This window comes from Pseudomonas sp. CM25 (assembly GCF_013179705.1).
GTDB lineage: Bacteria > Pseudomonadota > Gammaproteobacteria > Pseudomonadales > Pseudomonadaceae > Aquipseudomonas.
On the sequence record NZ_JABMCW010000099.1, the window covers coordinates 1 to 17193 of the forward strand.

At 64.5% G+C, this 17193-nt stretch carries 15 protein-coding genes; 12 read left to right on the plus strand and 3 right to left on the minus strand.

Annotated features, from left to right (window positions below; all coding sequences use genetic code 11):
• The 9 genes from HP546_RS31380 to HP546_RS13025 all read left to right on the plus strand — a co-directional run.
• The coding region (locus HP546_RS31380) for a hypothetical protein (RefSeq protein WP_172225503.1) at positions 1-138 on the plus strand (138 nt) is incomplete at its 5' end.
• 402 nt (positions 139-540) lie between these two features.
• Positions 541-1566 carry a phosphotransferase gene (locus HP546_RS12990; protein WP_256678470.1) on the plus strand — a complete coding sequence of 342 codons (1026 nt, stop codon included), beginning with the start codon at positions 541-543 and terminating at the stop codon, positions 1564-1566.
• A 283-nt stretch (positions 1567-1849) separates the two neighbouring features.
• A complete protein-coding gene (locus HP546_RS12995) occupies positions 1850-3871 on the plus strand; it encodes a capsular polysaccharide biosynthesis protein (RefSeq protein WP_172225509.1) in 2022 nt (673 codons plus the stop codon).
• Complete coding sequence (locus tag HP546_RS13000; protein WP_172225512.1) at positions 3811-5130, plus strand: capsule biosynthesis protein; 1320 nt, start codon at positions 3811-3813, stop codon at positions 5128-5130. Before HP546_RS12995 ends, HP546_RS13000 begins: the two co-directional genes overlap by 61 nt.
• Positions 5127-5903, plus strand: coding sequence for an SDR family oxidoreductase (locus tag HP546_RS13005; RefSeq protein WP_172225515.1), 777 nt, complete (start codon positions 5127-5129; stop codon positions 5901-5903). Before HP546_RS13000 ends, HP546_RS13005 begins: the two co-directional genes overlap by 4 nt.
• 7 nt (positions 5904-5910) lie before the next feature.
• The gene (locus tag HP546_RS13010) at positions 5911-7476 is read left to right on the plus strand and encodes an LTA synthase family protein (protein ID WP_172225560.1); all 1566 of its coding nucleotides are present in this window, start codon (positions 5911-5913) and stop codon (positions 7474-7476) included.
• Positions 7477-7480: 4 nt separating this feature from the next.
• Positions 7481-8047 (plus strand): GNAT family N-acetyltransferase, encoded by a 567-nt coding sequence (locus HP546_RS13015; protein WP_172225518.1) that lies wholly within the window; start codon positions 7481-7483, stop codon positions 8045-8047.
• Positions 8048-8212: 165 nt separating this feature from the next.
• Complete coding sequence (locus HP546_RS13020) at positions 8213-10336, plus strand: capsular polysaccharide biosynthesis protein (protein ID WP_256678471.1); 2124 nt, start codon at positions 8213-8215, stop codon at positions 10334-10336.
• Between the two features lie 3 nt (positions 10337-10339).
• Positions 10340-11383 (plus strand): phytanoyl-CoA dioxygenase family protein, encoded by a 1044-nt coding sequence (locus HP546_RS13025; protein ID WP_172225524.1) that lies wholly within the window; start codon positions 10340-10342, stop codon positions 11381-11383.
• A gap of 71 nt (positions 11384-11454) precedes the next feature.
• Here HP546_RS13025 and aceK read toward each other — a convergent pair whose 3' ends face one another.
• Positions 11455-13170 carry a bifunctional isocitrate dehydrogenase kinase/phosphatase gene (gene aceK, locus HP546_RS13030; RefSeq protein WP_172225527.1) on the minus strand — a complete coding sequence of 572 codons (1716 nt, stop codon included), beginning with the start codon at positions 13168-13170 and terminating at the stop codon, positions 11455-11457.
• 809 nt (positions 13171-13979) lie between these two features.
• On the opposite strand from aceK, the gene HP546_RS13035 reads away from it, so the two are divergent.
• Together HP546_RS13035 and HP546_RS13040 are read left to right on the plus strand one after the other, a co-directional pair.
• Positions 13980-14855, plus strand: a complete 876-nt coding sequence (locus HP546_RS13035) for an EamA family transporter (RefSeq protein WP_172225530.1) — start codon at positions 13980-13982, stop codon at positions 14853-14855.
• A 13-nt stretch (positions 14856-14868) separates the two neighbouring features.
• The gene (locus HP546_RS13040; RefSeq protein WP_172225533.1) at positions 14869-15327 is read left to right on the plus strand and encodes a DUF4265 domain-containing protein; all 459 of its coding nucleotides are present in this window, start codon (positions 14869-14871) and stop codon (positions 15325-15327) included.
• Between the two features lie 3 nt (positions 15328-15330).
• On the opposite strand, the gene HP546_RS13045 is transcribed toward HP546_RS13040, so the two are convergent.
• Complete coding sequence (locus tag HP546_RS13045; RefSeq protein ID WP_172225536.1) at positions 15331-16212, minus strand: DMT family transporter; 882 nt, start codon at positions 16210-16212, stop codon at positions 15331-15333.
• A 116-nt stretch (positions 16213-16328) separates the two neighbouring features.
• Positions 16329-16490, minus strand: a complete 162-nt coding sequence (locus HP546_RS13050) for a hypothetical protein (protein WP_172225539.1) — start codon at positions 16488-16490, stop codon at positions 16329-16331.
• Positions 16491-16680: 190 nt separating this feature from the next.
• Between HP546_RS13050 and HP546_RS13055 the strand changes: the two genes are divergently transcribed.
• Positions 16681-17193 (plus strand): SUMF1/EgtB/PvdO family nonheme iron enzyme (locus tag HP546_RS13055; protein ID WP_172225557.1); only part of this gene is annotated, 513 nt, incomplete at its 3' end.

The window sequence follows — 17193 nt, forward strand, 5'->3', positions numbered from 1 at the left end:
AAGTACGTCGGTCTGGAAGGTCGTATCATCGGCATGACCACCTACGGTGAGTCGGCGCCGGCTTCGGCACTGTTCGAAGAGTTCGGCTTCACCCTGGAGAACATCCTCGGTACTGCCGAAGAGCTGCAGGAAGACTGATACAAGGAAGGCGAGGGCCTTTGGCCCTCGTTCGCGGCACAAGGCCGCTCCCATAGGGGATTGTGCACGCCGTCCTCTGTGGGAGCGGCCTTGTACCAAGCAGGGGTCGCATGAGCTCGCCAAAAATCTTCACTCGCGTGCTTTCCTACTCTACCGCTTGGGGCAACATCTTAAAGAAATCGAAGCCCTTGAAATCAGCTTGCCCAGAGGCGCAACGCCTTGGGTTCTCTAGCCTCCAGAACTATACCTCCCAGCCTTCTTGGCCTTCTAAATCAATATCTTGATGTAACTTTTCATTGTGCCCAGCACTCTCATACAGCAGCATACCCTTCCTTCATCGCTTTAAGCCGGACGCATGGCATTGCCAACATGGATGTAACTACCCCCCCTCCACGCCCGCGTTTGAGCAGCAAAACGCTCTATCGCTGGCACCGGGCCTCACTTGAAGACCATTTGCGCGCGCTAAGGCCCGAATGGACCGACAAACCGCTGGAGATCACCAGCGAAGTGTTAGGCGGCAACGCCTCCTTTGTGAATTACGTGCGGCATCATCACCTGCTTGATCCAAGCACCGGCCAGCCAGTCGAGGTTGTAGAAAAGTCGATTCGCAAGCTGGCACTTATCGGAAGCCAAGAGGCCAGATTCCATCGCACAGAGGGGATGCTGGCTGGAAGCAAGCACTTCCATTACCCCTCCTGCCTAGGCGTCATCGAGACGCCTTCTGAGAGCTTGATATTCACTGAGTTCGTTCGCGGCAAACCGCCACGGATGCACAAAATTGGCAAACAACTTGCGCTAGGTGTTGCCGAACTGGAGGCGCTCAGCCACGACTACTTGCAAGCCCAGCCGCTTTGCAAAGCGCCCCTGCTATGGAGCATGGATTTCTTCAGGCCTTGGTTCCTCTTGCGCCCACGCTTCAACTTTGCCCGTTGTCTACCAGAGCTTGTAAAGCTTGGGCTTGAGGACCAGCGGTTTGCCGGCCTGGCAGAGCGATTCAAAGCGTTTATACCGCTGACACAGAAAATGGCAGCCGAGGCCCGTCGAAGCCCCCACTGCATCAGCCACATGGACTACCTGCAAAAGAACCTGTTTGTCGACAAAGGCCAATTGCACCTGATCGACTGGAGCGAGGTGAAGGTTGGGCGGATAGGCTTTGACGGTGGCGCTTATCTGGGCAGTCTGTTCAGACGTAAGGACATGAAGGTGTTCCTGACAGCGCAGACCGACTTTATTGAGTCGTACCGTGCTGCCTTGCCTGAGCGCTTCGATGTAGAACAGGCGCTAGGGAACTTGCGTTACGTGTTTCTACTCACAGCCCTGTTCCATTGCCTGCGCCCTGAGACGGTCGCTGAGTACAAGGAACGCGACCGGATGGCGTTGCTGCTAGAAAAATACAACTATTTGCTGGGGTTGCTGAATTACGGGTAAAAGGGCTTTTTGGATATGAGGCCCCGAAGCTTCGCGGGCAAGCCCGCTCCTAAACGTCACGGCCTTCAAAGCAGCGGTTTCGGGGAGTTTGCGGGAATTAGATAGCAATTTGATGCCATAGGTCATCAATTGCACAGATCGTCTAATTTCTTTTCAGGATTTTTCCCCAACGGCGCGCCTACAAATCTGATTTTGTATTAAGATTCGCCCTCTCCCAACCCCACGGACCCGCAGAGCACACCGCGCCTGCCGCCCTTTGCTAAATGGATGCCGCTTCACGTTTATGGACGACGCTTCGCCCCGCCCTCGCCTGCTGGTCCTGTCCAAAGGAGCCCAGCGCATCAGTACGTTGCCTGCATTGCTGCCCGAATTCGCGCTGCAAAACGGTGCCGTGCGCGATGTAGAGCTTGCTGACTGGGTAATGGCCTGGGGCCGCAAGCCCAGCGCGATCAAGGCAATGGCCGAGGCGCACAAGGCCGGCAAGCCCGTACTCACGCTGGAAGACGGCTTTATCCGCTCAGTAGGCCTGGGCGCTGACGAACCGCCCCTGTCGCTAATCGTCGATGACGTAGGCGTGTACTACGACGCCACCCAACCGTCCCGCCTCGAACAGTTGATCGCCACGCCCCTCGACGCAGAACAGACCGCACGCGCCCTGGCGCTGCGCACCCTGTGGCAGCAGCAGCGGGTGTCCAAATACAACGACGCACGCATCGAGCTGCCAGCCCTGCCGGCGGACTGCGTGCTGGTGGCCGACCAGACCTGTGGCGATGCCTCGCTGCAGGGCGCGGGGGCAGACGAATTCCGGGCGATGCTGGATGCGGCGTTGGCGCGCTACCCGCACAGCACCGTCGTGCTCAAGGTGCACCCTGACGTGGTGGCCGGGCGCAAGACCGGGCACTTCGACCTGGCGGCGCTGGCCAGCAACCCGCGTGTACAGGTGCTGGCACGCAATATCCACCCGGCCGACTTGTTGCCACACATGCGCGCTGTGTTCGTCATGACGTCGCAACTGGGCTTCGACGCCTTGCTCTGGGATGTGCCGGTGCACACCTGGGGCATGCCGTTCTATGCCGGCTGGGGGCTGACTGATGACCGCTTGCCCGCGCCTTCGCGGCGCACGCCTGTGCCGTTGGCGCAGCTGGTGCATGCCAGCCTGGTGGCTTACCCGCGCTATGTGTGCCCGGAGCGGGGCCAACCGTGCACGCCAGAGGTGCTGATCAACTGGCTTGGCCTGCAGCGCCGCCACCGCAGCGTGCTGCCGAGCGCGGTGCAGATGCTGGGCTTCAGCCGCTGGAAAGAGCCGCTGGCCAACCTTTTTTTCAATGGCGCGGCCATCCGCTTCGTCAAGCCCGAACAGCCGCTGACGCATGATGTGCCGGTGGTGTCCTGGGGCTGCAAGCACGACACCGACCTTACTGCGCACCCGCTGCCGGTCAACCGGGTAGAGGACGGCTTTCTGCGTTCGGTAGGGCTGGGCGCGGGCAAGGCGCGACCGTTGTCGTGGGTGGTCGATGACCTGGGTATCTACTACGACGCCACGCGGCCTTCGCGCCTTGAGCGCATTCTGGCCGATGAGCCGTTCACCCCGCAGTTGCTGGCCCGCGCGAATGCCCTGCGCGTGGCTATCTGTGCTGCGGGGCTGACCAAGTACAACTTGCCGGGGGCCAGCTGGCAGCGCCCGGCGCAGGCGCAGCGGGTGATCCTGGTGCCTGGCCAGGTGGAAGGCGATGCGTCCATCCGCTTTGGCGGCAACCGTATCCGCAGCAACCTGCAACTGCTGCGTGCCGTGCGTGAGCAGAACCCTGAGGCGTGGGTGTTGTACAAGCCCCACCCCGAGGTGCTGGCCGGCACGCGTGCGCCGGGTGATGACGAAGCGCAGACCGTGCACTGGTGCGACGAAGTGATCGGCGATACGCCCCTGCAGCAGTTGCTGGAGGTGGTGGACGAGGTGCATGTGCTGACCTCGCAGTCGGGCTTCGAGGCGCTGTTGCGCGGGGTACCGGTGACCACCTATGGCCAGCCGTTCTACGCCGGCTGGGGGCTGACGCGCGACCTGGACCTGCAAGCCCACGTGCAGGCGCGGCGCAGCCGGCAACTGACGCTGGACCAGCTGGTGGCCGGCACGTTGCTGCTCTACCCCACCTACGTAAGCCTGGTCACCAACCGCTTCACCACTGCCGAACAGACCTTATACGAACTACAAAATTGGCATGCGTTACCGCAGCCTGGAGCTTCATCCCGATGGCAGGACTTGAAACGACGCTTGAGCAGTTTGTTGGGCATGAAGCGCCCGACGAACTGATTGCGAGGGCGACGCGTGGTCCTTTGCTGCGTATCCCCACCCATAATTTTCTGTTGCTGCAGGGTGTCAGTTCGCCCTTTTTCAGCCGCCTTGCCAAAGGGCTGCGCGATATCGGCCAACGGGTGCACAGCGTGCGCTTCAATGTCGGTGACGCCCTCTATGGCCCCGGTGGCGCGCGGCTGACCTGCCCGCACCGTGCCGAAGACACGGAGGCCTGGTATTCCCAGGTGTTCCGCCAGCTGGACATCACCGACCTGGTGCTGTTCGGCGACTGCCGCCCGGTGCACCGCCCGGCAGTGGCATTGGCGCGGTTGTCGGGCATTCGCGTGCATGTGTTCGAAGAAGGCTACTTCCGGCCCTACTGGGTGACCCTGGAGCGCGACGGGGTGAACTACAACTCGCGCCTACCACGTGATCCGCAATGGTACCGCGACGTGGGCAAGTACATTCCGCGCTATCAGAACGGCAACCCGTTCAAGCTGTCGTTCACCGCCCGCGCCACGCACGATGTGCTGTACCACGCCGGTGGCGCGCTGAACCGGCTGTGCTTTCCGCGCTACCGCACCCATGCGCCGTTCAACGCGGCCACCGAGTACGCCGGTTTCATTCGCCAGGGCGTGCGCCTGTTGCGCGCCCGGGTGCATGACGACGCGCTGGTGGCCGAGGTCGCGCGGGAGCGCCACCCCACATTCCTGCTGCCCTTGCAGCTGGACAGCGATTCGCAGATCCGCGACCACTCGCCGTTCCAGAACATGACCCAAGTGATCGAGCATGTGATCGATTCGTTCTCGCTCAACGCGCCGTTCGATGCGCGCCTGTTGGTGAAGAACCACCCACTGACGCCGGGGCTGATCAACTACCGCAAGGTCACCGAGCAGCTGGCGCGCAAATATGACGTGGCCGAGCGCGTCGATTTCATGGAAAGCGGGCACATGCCCACGCTGCTTTCGCACATCACCGGCATGATCACCGTCAACAGCACCGCCGGTGCTTCGGCATTGCTGCACCACCGCCCGACCTGCACACTGGCCGATCCGATCTACGCCATGCCGGGGCTTACGCACCAGGGCGGGCTGGACGGTTTCTGGCAGCAGCCCGAGGCCCCCGACAACACCTTGTTCCAACGTTTCCGCAACACGGTCATCCACACCACCCAGGTCAACGGCGGCTTCTACACCGGCTGCGGCATGGACATGGCAGTGACCAACTGCCTGGAAGTCCTGATGGCGAAAACCTCAAGAATCGAAAAATACCTATGAGTTCGCACGCTTCACCTCGCTGCATCCTCATCACCGGCGCCACCGGCGGCATCGGTGGCGCGCTGGCGCCGGCCTACGCGGCCCCTGGCGTGACCCTGATCCTGCAAGGCCGGCGCCAGGACCGCCTGGACGAAATGGCCGAGCAGTGCCGCGCCCTGGGGGCGCTGGTGTTGCTGGAGGCCCTGGACGTGCGCGACCTGGACGCGCTGCGGGCGATGGTGCGGCGCGTCAGCGACGCCCATCAGCCCGACCTGGTGCTGGTGGGGGCCGGGCTAAATACGGCGGTGGGTGCCAATGGCGAGCCGGAGGCCTGGGACGACAGCCGGGCGCTGATGGAAGTGAACGTGATGGCCGCGCTGGCCACCGTCGAGGCCGCGCTGCCGGCCATGCGCAGCCGTGGCCATGGGCAGATCGCGCTGTTCAGCTCGCTGGCGGGCTGGCGTGGGTTGCCGGTGACGCCAACCTACAGCGCCAGCAAGGCGGCGATCCGCGTGTATGGCGAGGCCATCCGTGACTGGCTGGCGCCGGAAGGGGTGAAGGTGAATGTGATTGTGCCGGGCTATGTGGAGTCGAAGATGTGCTTCGAAATGCCTGGGCCTAAACCTTTTCTGTGGACGGCCGAAAAAGCGGCCAGGCGGATCAAGCGCGGGCTGGCGGCGAACCAGGCGCGTATCAGCTTTCCGTTTCCGCTCAACCTGGGCACCTGGCTGCTGGGGCTTATCCCGCAGTGGCTTTCTTCGATGATCCTGCGTGGGTTGAAGTACAGTGATTGATGTTTCCTTGTTGCCGGTTGCCCTGGGTGGCCTGGCGCTGACCGTTGGCGTCGAGCGCCTGCTGGTGCCCTGCCCTGCCCTGCGCCGCCCGGCCGACTGCTGGATGCTGCATGCCGGGCTGTGGTGCGTGGGGCTTGGGCTGCTGTATGCGCTGACGGCGCGGCCGTTGTTCAGTGGCGTGAACCTGCTGCTGCTGTGGCTGTTGATCGTGCTGGTGAGCAATTCCAAGTATCACTCGCTGCGCGAGCCGTTTGTGTGTGCAGACTTTGAATATTTCAGCGATGCAGTGAAGTTTCCGCGCTTGTACCTGCCGTTTTTCGGTTTCGGCAAGGCGGCGTTGCTGGCGGTGGGCTTTCTGGTTTACCTGTGGGCGGGGCTGAGCTTCGAGGTGCCGGGTGCGCGGCTTGCGGCGCTGCTGCCGCTGGCGGTGGGGCTGGGGCTGTTGCGTTTGGGCCGTCGGCAGGTGCAGCCGAGCTTTGATGCCGAGCGGGATGTGCGTGCCTGGGGGTTGGCGGCCAGTTTATGGCGGTACTTCTGGGCGGCGCGGGCGCCGGTCGACCGGGCCGGGTTGGGGTCGCCGTTTGCGGGTGAGCCTGTGCCGGCCTCTTCGCCGGCGAAGGCCGCTGCTGGATCGGGCTTTGGCCAGCCCACATCGCTGCCGGACCTGGTCTCGGTACAGAGCGAGTCGTTCTTCGATGTGCGCGACCTGTGGCCGGGCGTGCGCCCGCAGGTGCTCGACCAGTACGACCTGCTGGCCAGTCAGGCGCTGGCCCGGGGCAAGCTGCAGGTCGCGGCCTGGGGCGCCAATACGGTGCGTACCGAGTTCGCCTACCTGACCGGTATCCCCACGGGCCGGCTGGGGGTGCACCGCTTCAACCCGTACCGCGTGCTGGCCCGTCAGGGCCTGCCCAGCATCGCCTCCACGCTCAAGGCGCAGGGTTACCGCACTGTCTGCATTCACCCCTACGATGGCGGCTTTTATGGGCGCAACAAGGTGCTGCCGGCGCTGGGCTTTGACGAGTTCATCGATGTAAAGGCGTTCGACGCTTCGCAAAAGGCCGGGCCGTTCATTGGTGATTGCGCCGTGGCGGAAAAGATCCGCGAACTGCTGCAGGCGCCAGGCCGTACCCAGCCGCTGTTCATCCATGCGGTAACCATGGAAAACCACGGCCCGCTGCACCTGGAAAGCGCGGCCGCGCACGAGCTGCCCGCCTGGTTCGACCGCCCGCTGCAACCGGGCATGCAGGACCTGGGCCCTTATGTGCGGCATATCTGTAATGCCGACCGCATGCTGGGCATGCTGCGCGAAACGCTGATGGCCCGGCCGAACGAGGCGCTGCTGTGCTTCTATGGTGACCATGTGCCGATCTTGCCTGGGGTGTACCAGGCAATCGGCGCACCCGCGGGTGACACCGACTACCTGATCTGGTCCAACCGCCACCAGCCGGGCTGCCGTGCCAGTGCACTGGCGGTACAGCAGTTGTCCAGTACCTTGCTCGGCCATGCCTGCACCCATGCCCAGGCGCCTGCGCAAGGCCGGCATGCGCCGGCTGCCAGCGCCGGGGTAGCCTGACAAGGTGGTGCACATCGTTCTGGGATCGGACCTGGCGCCGGAGCGTGCCGCAGCCCCTGCCCTGGCCCGCTTGCTGGCCGAAGGGCGGGGCTCGCTGGCGTTTCTGATCGGCGATACGGCGTGCCGTTATCGCCTGCTGGGCGCGGCCATCAACTGGAACCGTGTACTGCTGGCCTTCGACGGCGAGCAGGTGCTGGGCTTTGCCGCGTTCAAACATGACAAGCGTGGGCCGTTTGCCTTGCGCTGGCAGCCGTTCATTCGGGAGTTCGGCTTGCTGGCTGGCGGGGTGCGCTTTGCCGGCTTTTGCCTGAGCGAGCTGCGTGAATGGCGCTACCCGTTCCTGCTGTACGGGCTGCGGGTGAGCAAGGCTGCCCGCCAGCAAGGCGTGGGGGCGGCGCTGGTGCAGGCGTGCTGTGCGCATGCTGCGGGCCAGGGTTTTACCCAGGTCGAGCTGGAGGTGCCGCTGAACAACCCTCGGGCGCAACGGCTGTACCTGCACAACGGCTTTGCCCCGCGCCGCAAGCGCTGGGTGCCGTTTCCACCGGTGCGCAACATGTGGCGGGCGGTGTAATGCACATTATGGAACAACCAGCTGCCTTGGGGCTGTGGGGGCAGGCTTGGCCCGCGAACACCGGCTGCGCCGCTGCCAGCCACGGTGGCGCCTGCTTCGCGGGCATGCCCGCTGCCACAAGGCCTGTGCAGCCCTTTATATGCGGTGGTTGCCATGAGCGCTGACATGCCCGTCAACATCGGCCAGTTCACGCCCCCGCAGGCGTTGGTAGACGGCACCGGCTGGGTCGGCATCATGTCGCAATGGGTGGCCTGGAAGGTGCTGCACCTGCCGCAGTTTCTCGGCCCGGAAGGCCCGCCCTTCTGGCTGTGGCGGCGCGGGCGCAAGGCGCCCAAGGGGCTGAAGGCCATTGCCGGTATCGGCTACAAGCAGTCGTCGGCCCAGGCCCGGGTGCTGTGCCAGCGCTGGGGGCTGCCTTACATTGCGCTGGAGGACGGTTTTCTGCGGTCTTCCTCGCTGGGCATCGAGGGCGACACGCCGATGTCGATGGTGGTCGACCCGGTGGGTATTCACTACCTGGCAGACCGCCCTTCGCTGCTGGAGAACATTCTGCAGCAGCCCGAGGCCCTCAGCGACTACGAGCTGGGCTGCGCCCGCGAACTGATCGATTTGATGCGCAGCAGCGGCATCGGTAAATACAACAACGCCCAGGACTTGCCCGCAGACGACCCGCTGGGCCGCGAGCGGCCGTTGGTGCTGGTGGTGGACCAGACGGCCGGGGACTATTCGATCCCGGGCGGCGGGCTGTGCGAGGCCGACTATGTGCGCATGCTGGATGTGGCGCTGGCCGAAAACCCCGGCGCCGACGTGCGCGTGCGCATCCACCCCGACTGCCTGGGCGGGCAGAAGCCCAGCTGCCTGCTGGCAGCGGCGCAGGCGCGTGGGGTAGCGCTGGAGGCGCGGCCGGTGGCCTGGGCGTCCCTGGCGCGGCGTGCCCGGCGGGTGTACGTGGGCACCAGCCAGGCGGGGCTGGAGGCGTTGATCCAGGGTGTGCCGGTGACCTGTTTCGGGCTGCCGTTCTATGCGGGCTGGGGGCTGACCGATGACCGCATGGCCATCCCCCGCCGCCAGGCCCGGCCAGACCTGGTGCAGCTGGTGGCTGCGGCTTATGTGCGCTATTGCCGCTATGTGGACCCGTTGACCGGCCAGCTGACCGATGCCTTGACCGTTGCCCGTCAGCTGGCCCGCAAGAAGGCCCGCGATGCCGGGTTTGCCGGCCCGACCACGGTGTTGGGGGTGAAGCGGCACAAGCAGCACAATATCCGGCGCTTTTTTGCCAGCCGCTGGGGGCAGCTGCGTTTTGCGCTGGACACGCCGCAGCTGGTGCAGCAGGTAGCCGCCGAACAGGGCCGGCTGCTGGTGTGGGCGGCACGCGAGCCGGCCGGCCTTGCCGAACGTGCGCGCCAGGCCGGTGTGCCGCTGTGGCGGGTCGAGGATGGTTTTTTGCGCTCCACGGGGCTGGGCGCCAGCAACAGCCCGGCGCTGTCGCTGGTACTGGACCGGGGTGGCATTCATTACGATGCGCAGTCTGCCAGCGACCTGGAGCAACTGCTGCAGCATGGCACCTTCGATGCCGCAACCCTGGCCGAGGCTGCAAGGCTGCGGGCGCAGATCGTGGCCAGCGGTGCCAGCAAGTTCAACCTGCGCAGCAACGCGCGGCCCGCGCTGCTGGGGCAACCGGGCCAGCTGCGGGTACTGGTGGTGGGCCAGGTCGAGGACGATGCCTCGGCGCCGTGCAGCGGCGGCGGTGCCGGGTGCAACCTGCGCTTGCTGCAACAGGTGCGGGCGCAGCTGCCGGATGCCTGGGTGCTGTACAAGCCGCACCCGGACGTAGAGGCCGGCAAGCGCCGGGGCCAGGTGGCACCCGCCCAACTGGTGGGGCTGGCGGACCAGGTGCTGGCCGGGGTGGACATCGCCGGCCTGTATGGCCAGGTCGATGCGTTGCATACGCTCAGTTCCACTGCCGGTTTCGAGGCCTTGCTGCGCGGTGTACCGGTTGTCACCTACGGTACGCCGTTTTATGCCGGCTGGGGCCTGACCGAGGACCACCAGCCACTGCCGCGCCGAACCCGGCGCCTGACCCTGGACCAGTTGGTAGCCGGCGCCCTGCTGCGCTATGCGCGCTATGCCGACGTCCAGCAAGACTTGCCCTGCGATGCCTGGCACGCCCTCGCCTGCCTCAGCGCGCCACACCCGGCGCGCGCGGCAAACAAGCGATTGGCGCCGTTGCTCAACTATACCCGGACCATGCTCGGCTGCGGCCGGCCACTGGCCCCATCAAAGGACTAGAACATGCCTGTATCGATCAAGGACATCGGCCGTTACGCGGCGCTCCCCTGGCATTGCTTGCAGTTGGCTACCCATGCCAAGTCGTTCGAGAACAACCCGGTGCTGGGCAGTGCCCGGCTGAACGCGCTGGGTTTGCATGTACAGCGTCGCCAGCTGGCGATGGCCATGGCCGGCTACCGCCGCCAGGCACTGGCCTCGCGGCTGGATGCCGGTGAGCGCGAGCATTTTGAGCAGAACGGTTTTTTCATCCGTGAAAACGCCCTGCCCGCCGAACAGTTTGCGGCATTGCGCGCCGAGCTGGGCGCCTTGCGCAGCACTGGCTGGGAAATGCGCCAGGGCCGCGCGGTAACGCGCCGGGTAAGCCTGGACCAGGATGTGTTGGCGTGTAACCCGGCCAGTGCTGCGTTTGTGGCGGACAAGGGTGTGCGAAACCTGATTGCCTATGCGTCGTCCAATACCGGTGGCATTACCTATCAGTTGCAGTCGATCGTGATTGACGCGGCCAATGCCGACCAGGACCCGCAGACCCGGCTGCATGCCGACACCTTCCACCCCACGGCCAAGGCCTGGTTGTTCCTGGATGATGTGGAGGATGACCAGGGGCCGTTCAGTTATGTGCCGGGGTCGCATCGGCTGACGCCGGAGCGGCTGGCGTGGGAATACCGGCAAAGCCTGGGGGCGGCGCGGTCTGTCGAGCGGATGCACCGCGAAGGGTCGTTCCGCATCGACGAGCCCGACCTGGCCGCCCTCGGCCTGCCGCCGCCACGGCGCTTTGCCGTGCCGGCCAATACCCTGGTGGTGGCGGACACCTCGGGCTTCCATGCCCGCTGTGCCAGCCACCAGGCCAGCCACCGGGTAGAGATTTACGCCAGCCTGCGGCGTAACCCGTTCATACCGTGGCGTGGGGCGCATCTGTTTGCCTTGCCGTGGATTGCCAATCACCACATGCGCTGGGATATCCGCTTGAAGCGGTTGATGGGGTTCGGGAAGAAAAGCCATTGGCGGTTTGTGGAACAGTTGAATGCGTATGAGGCACCGTATATCTGACCCACGGTAAACCTGCCCTGTTTGGGCGGGTTTACCCGATCGACGCAGGGCCGGCGGTGCTGGCGTGGCAACTACCTGCCTTTGCGCCGATAGGGGAACACATCGATCACCTTGCCCTCGCGAATCGCCGCCTGCAGCCCCTTCCAGTAATCCGCGTCATACAGTTCCCCATGCAAACGGCTGAACAACCGCCGCTGGCCGATATCGGCAAACAGAAACGGCGGAAACTCCTCGGGGAATACGTCGTGCGGCCCGATCGAGTACCACGGCTCACCCGACATTTCGTCTTCCGGGTAACGTGGCGGCGGTATATGGCGGAAGTTCACCTCGGTCAGGAAGCAGATTTCGTCATAGTCGTAGAACACCACGCGGCCATGCCGGGTAACGCCGAAGTTTTTCAGCAGCATGTCGCCAGGGAAGATATTCGCCGCCGCCAATTGCTTGATCGCCAACCCATAGTCCTCCAGCGCCTCCAGCACCTGGGCTTCGCTGGCGTGTTCCAGGTACAGGTTCAACGGCGTCATGCGCCGCTCGGTCCAGCAGTGGCGGATCAGCACCGTATCGCCCTCCAGCGCCACCGTCGACGGTGCCACCTCCAGCAACTCGGCCAGGCACTCCGGCTCGAACTTGCTGCGCGGAAAGCGAAAATCGGCAAACTCCTGGGTATCGGCCAGGCGCCCTACCCGGTCGACGCTTTTCACCAGCCGGTACTTGTCGATAACCGTGGCGCGGTCGACGGTCTTGGACGGCGAAAAGCGGTCCTTGATGATCTTGAACACGGTGTTGAAGCCCGGCAGGGTGAACACGCTCATGACCATGCCGCGCACCCCGGGCGCCATGACGAAGCGGTCGTCGCTGCTGGCCAGGTGGTTGATCAGCGCCCGGTAGAACTCCGACTTGCCCTGCTTGTAGAAGCCGATCGAGGTGTACAGCTCGGCAATGTGCTTGCCCGGCAGAATGCGCTTGAGGAAATTGACGAACTCCGCCGGCACCGGCACATCGGCCATGAAGTAGGAGCGGGTGAACGAGAAGATGATCGAGACCTCGGCCTCGTCGGTGATCAGCGCATCAGCCTCGATGCCGTGGCCCTCGCGGTGCAGCAGGGCAATCGCCAACGGCCATTGCTCGTCGCCGTTGTACAGGCGGCCCACCAGGTAGGCGCCCTTGTTGCGGTACAGCACCGGCACGAACAGCTCAACGGCCAGGGCCGGGTCCTTGCACACCCAGTCCGGCAGGCATTCGCGCAGTTGCTCTTCCAGGCGTGCAAGGTCGCCGTCCAGGTCGCCGTAGGGCGTATCGAACGGGTAATCGTCGAACACCGCCCGCAGCAACCCCTTGATGCCACCTTCAGGCCGATAGGTGCGGGTTTGCGCAGCGCGCTCACGGCCACGCATGGACGGCCGGGTGGTGTGGATGAACATGCTGCCATCGCTGATCAGGTCGTGGCTGAACAGGCTGCAGAACAGCGAGTTGTACCACGTCTCGGCCAGCTCGTCGTCCAGCCGCGGGTCGATCAGCTGGATGTAGGCGTTTTTCACCAACGGCCACTGCTCCACGTCCAGCAGCACCTCTGCGGCAAAGGCCTGGCGCAGCCAGCCGTTGACCTCGGCGACCTTTTCTTCATAGAGGGTGATGCGCGCGGCGGAGGCCTGCTGGATAGCCTGCCAGCGCGCCTGCTCGAAGCGCTGGCGGGCACCAAGGGTGATGCGCTGGAAGTGGTCGCGGTAGTCGTCGAAGCCGGCAAGGATGGTGCGGGCGATTTCGACAGCGGGCCAGGGTTGGGGCATGCCGGAAACCTCGATGGGGGTGAGTTACACAGCTTAGTCGGCCTGTTTGAAATGCGGTGCCTGTGCCGGCCCATTCGCGGCGGTTCGACGCCTCGGTAAACCCTCTCTCATAGAACTGCACATGACTCACTGGTTTAGCAGGGACCCTGTGGGAGCGGGTTCATCGAGGCGTCGAACCGCCGCGAAGAGGCCGGACCTGCCGGCCAATATCCTTGGGCATTCACTGTCGCCGCCGCCACCGCATTCGCGGGTGAACCCGCTCCCACTGGGCTGGGCAATCTCACATTGAACTGCACATAACTGACTGATCTAGCAGGGACCCTGTGGGAGCGGGTTTACCCGCGAAGAGGCCGGACCTGCCGACCAATATCCTTGGGCATTCACTGTTGTCGCCGCCACCGCATTCGCGGGTGAACCCGCTCCCACTGGGCTGGGCAATCTCACATTGACTGCACATAACTACTGATTTAGCAGGGACCCTGTGGGAGCGGGTTCATCGAGGCGTCGAACCGCCGCGAAGAGGCCGGACCTGCCAGCCAATATCCTTGGGCATTCACTGTTGTCGCCGCCACCGCATTCGCGGGTGAACCCGCTCCCACTGGGCTGGGCAATCTCACATTGAACTGCACATAACTGACTGATTTAGCAGAGACCTGTGGGCTGGGCAATCTCCTGCAAGCAGGAGCCGCGGTGCGGTGGTCCGATTCATCCGCGAATGGGCCGGTACAGGTTTACAGCGCAAGAAAGCACAAGAATCGCACCGCCCCCTGGCGTACACTCGCGCCCCTGCCCTGCCTCCGGAGACCGTTGTGAGCCCCATCGCCCTAGCCCGCCTGCTGACACTTGCCGCCGTCTGGGGGGCGAGTTTCCTGTTCATGCGCATCATCGCACCCGAGCTGGGCACGGTGCCGACCGCGTTCTTCCGTGTCTCCATCGCCTGCCTGGGCCTGGTCGCCATCGTCGCCGCCGCCCGCGTGCGCTGGGACTTCCAGGGCAAGCTTGGCGCCTGCCTGGTGCTGGGCATGATCAACTCCGGTGTCCCGGCCACTTTCTACTCCGTGGCCGCGCAGGTGCTGCCGGCGGGCTATTCGGCGATCTTCAACGCCACCACACCGCTGATGGGCGTGCTGGTCGGCGTGCTGTTCTTCCGCGAGCCAATGACCCTGGCCAAGCTCTGCGGCATCTTCCTCGGCCTGTTCGGCGTCGGCATCCTCAGCGGCGCCGGCCCGGTGGCGCTGGACATGGCCCTGGTGCAAGGCGCCCTCGCCTGCCTGGCGGCCACCACCTGCTACGGCTTTGCCGGGTTTCTTGCCCGTCGCTGGGTCAGCGGCCTCGACAGCCGCCTCTCGGCGTTGGGCAGCATGATGGGCGCCACGCTGCTGCTGAGCCCGCTGTTCGCCTGGAGCGCCATCAGCCAGCCACCGGCCAGCTGGGGTGGCTGGCAGGTCTGGTCGTCGCTGCTGGGCCTGGGCCTGCTGTGCACGGCGTTCGCGTATATCCTGTACTTCCGCCTGCTGGAAGAAATCGGCCCGGTCAAGGCCAGCACGGTGACCTTCCTGATTCCGGTATTCGGCGTATTGTGGGGGGCATGGCTGCTGGACGAACCATTGTCGCTGGCACACCTGTACGGCGGCCTGCTGATTGCTGCAGCGTTGTGGCTGGTGCTGCGCCCGGCACGCAACTGACGCGGGGTAAACGATGGACAACGCATATAAAAAAGTCCTGTTCCGCCTGGAACAGGACCCGAACGGCTACCCGCCCGCCTCGGTCGAGGGGTTGTGGGCCAAGGCCGTGGAAGGCGGATACAGCGTCGACAGCATTCCCTTTCATGTCTACGGCATAGCCCCGGGCGACCTCATCGGCACCCGTGAAGAAGCTGGCGAAACCTGGTTCGATGAACTGCGCAGCAGCAGTGGCAGCTCGGTGTTCCGGGTTGTGGTCAGGCCACCGGAAACCCTCGACCAGGTACGTGCAGCCTTGCTCGATTTCGGCTGCGCCTGTGAAACCGAGCCGGCAGTGAAGATGCTGGCGGTCGAGGTGCCGTCGCTGCGTTCGCTCGATACCCTGCTCTACTACCTGCTCACCCAGCGCGAAGCCGGCCTGCTGGACTTCGAGGAAGGCGTGCTGCGCCACACCATCCCCGAAGAATTCCGCTAGCGCTTACGCCTCGGCCAAGCGCGCAGCGGGCTTGCGGAACACGAACAGCAGGCCCACCACGATCAGCCCCATGCCCAGCAGGCTGAGCGGTGCCAGGCGGTTACCGAAGATCAGCAGGTCCATCACCGCCGTCACCGCCGGCACCAGGTAGAACAGGCTGGTGACATTGACCAGGTTGCCCTTGGCGATGAGCCGGTACAGCAGCAAGGTCGCCAACAGCGAAACCACCAGCCCCATCCACAGCAGCGCGCCGATGAAGCCGCCGGTCCACTCGACATGCAGCGGCTGCAGCGGTGCGAACACAGCGCACATGGCAAAGCCCGCCAGGTACTGCAGCGGCAGCGTGCCCATCGGGTTGTCGGTAATGCGTTTCTGCAGGATCGAACCAAAGGTCATGCTGGCCAGCGCCAGCAAGGCAAACAGCATGCCCGCCAGCGATACCCCGCCCAGGTTGATGCCCTGGTACACCACCATGATCAAGCCACCCAGCCCCAGCCCCAGGCCGAACAACCGGCTCCAGGAACGCTGGCGTTCCATCAGCACCACGGTAAGGATCGGTTGCACCCCCATCACCGTGGCCATCACGCCGGGGGTGACATGGGTATTGAGCGCCAGCAGGTAAAAGATCTGGTAGGCGCCAAGCAGCACGCACCCGGTGCCCAGCGCCCGCAGGATGGCCCCGCGGCTGCGCGGCCAGCGCAGGCCCAGCAGCGGCCCGATCAGCAGCAGGCCGCTCAGGGCCAGTGCCGAGCGCAACAGCAGGAAGGCGAACGGGCTGGCATGTGCCAGGCCCAGTTTGGAGACGATTGCGCCGCTGCTCCACAGCAGTACGAACAGGCTGGTAGTGGCCGCCGAGGCCACGGATGCTTTGGTAATGACAGACATGTATTGCCACCTGATGCTAGGCGAAAAAGCCAAACGGACGGCGTGCGCTTCAGCGTGGGAAGTAGCCGACCGTGTTCAGTAGGTTGCGTGTGCGAAGGGGTGCGGCCTAAAGCCGATCAGCCCAGCACGACCACGCAAGCAGGCGGAGCTACGCCGCCTACGACGCCACTGACAGGTGGTGGGTAGTGACTGATCATGACCGGCTGCTGGCTGCCACGCACGACCATGCCCGCGACTGGCGCGATGGCAAAGCTTGTGGTGGAAGGGCTGGCTGGCATGAACAGGTCTTCAGGAAGAGAACAATGGGCTGGACTATAGCCCGGTGTATCGGGCCTGGCAACTGCTGCCATCGGCTTTACCGCGAGCCCCGCACAGGCTGCAGCGCATCGCCCCCTGGTTAATTTTTCACCGCCCCGTCTCGTCTGAATGCGAAACGCAGCACGCATTCACCCGATTCGAGGATCACTGATGAACGTATCCACCTGGCTCTACCGGCCAGCCCAGATCACCTGCCTGCTGCTGGTCAGCGCCTACGCCCATGCCGCCAAACCAGGCGACGTGTTCAAGGACTGCAAAAACTGCCCGGAAATGGTCGTGCTGCCCGCCGGCAGCTATGTGATGGGCGCGCCCGACGACGAAGTCGGCCGCCAGCCCGACGAAGGCCCTTTGCACACCGTGACCTTCGCCAAGCTCTTCGCCATGAGCCGCTACCAGGTCACCGCCGGCGAGCTGGATGCCTACATCAAGGCCACCGGCACCGTGATCAAAAGTGGCGACGACCGCCCCGGCCGCTGGTGCGAAGCCAGCAAGCCAAGCTACCAGCAAGGCCCCCGCCAGCCAGCGGTGTGCGTCGACTACGACGAAGTGCAGGCCTACACCCGGTGGCTGGCGAAAACCACCGGCAAGCCCTACCGCATGGTCAGCGAAGCCGAACGCGAATACGCCGCCCGCGGCGGCTCCGCCGGTGCGTTCCCCTTCCCC

Coding starts and splice junctions, on each gene's coding strand:
- HP546_RS13040 (WP_172225533.1), top strand. CDS start 14,869: ATGGACAACGCATATAAAAAAGTCCTGTTCCGCCTGGAACAGGACCCG.
- aceK (WP_172225527.1), bottom strand. CDS start 13,170: ATGCCCCAACCCTGGCCCGCTGTCGAAATCGCCCGCACCATCCTTGCC.
- HP546_RS13025 (WP_172225524.1), top strand. CDS start 10,340: ATGCCTGTATCGATCAAGGACATCGGCCGTTACGCGGCGCTCCCCTGG.
- HP546_RS12995 (WP_172225509.1), top strand. CDS start 1,850: ATGGACGACGCTTCGCCCCGCCCTCGCCTGCTGGTCCTGTCCAAAGGA.
- HP546_RS13020 (WP_256678471.1), top strand. CDS start 8,213: ATGCCCGTCAACATCGGCCAGTTCACGCCCCCGCAGGCGTTGGTAGAC.
- HP546_RS13045 (WP_172225536.1), bottom strand. CDS start 16,212: ATGTCTGTCATTACCAAAGCATCCGTGGCCTCGGCGGCCACTACCAGC.
- HP546_RS13000 (WP_172225512.1), top strand. CDS start 3,811: ATGGCAGGACTTGAAACGACGCTTGAGCAGTTTGTTGGGCATGAAGCG.
- HP546_RS13005 (WP_172225515.1), top strand. CDS start 5,127: ATGAGTTCGCACGCTTCACCTCGCTGCATCCTCATCACCGGCGCCACC.
- HP546_RS13050 (WP_172225539.1), bottom strand. CDS start 16,490: ATGCCAGCCAGCCCTTCCACCACAAGCTTTGCCATCGCGCCAGTCGCG.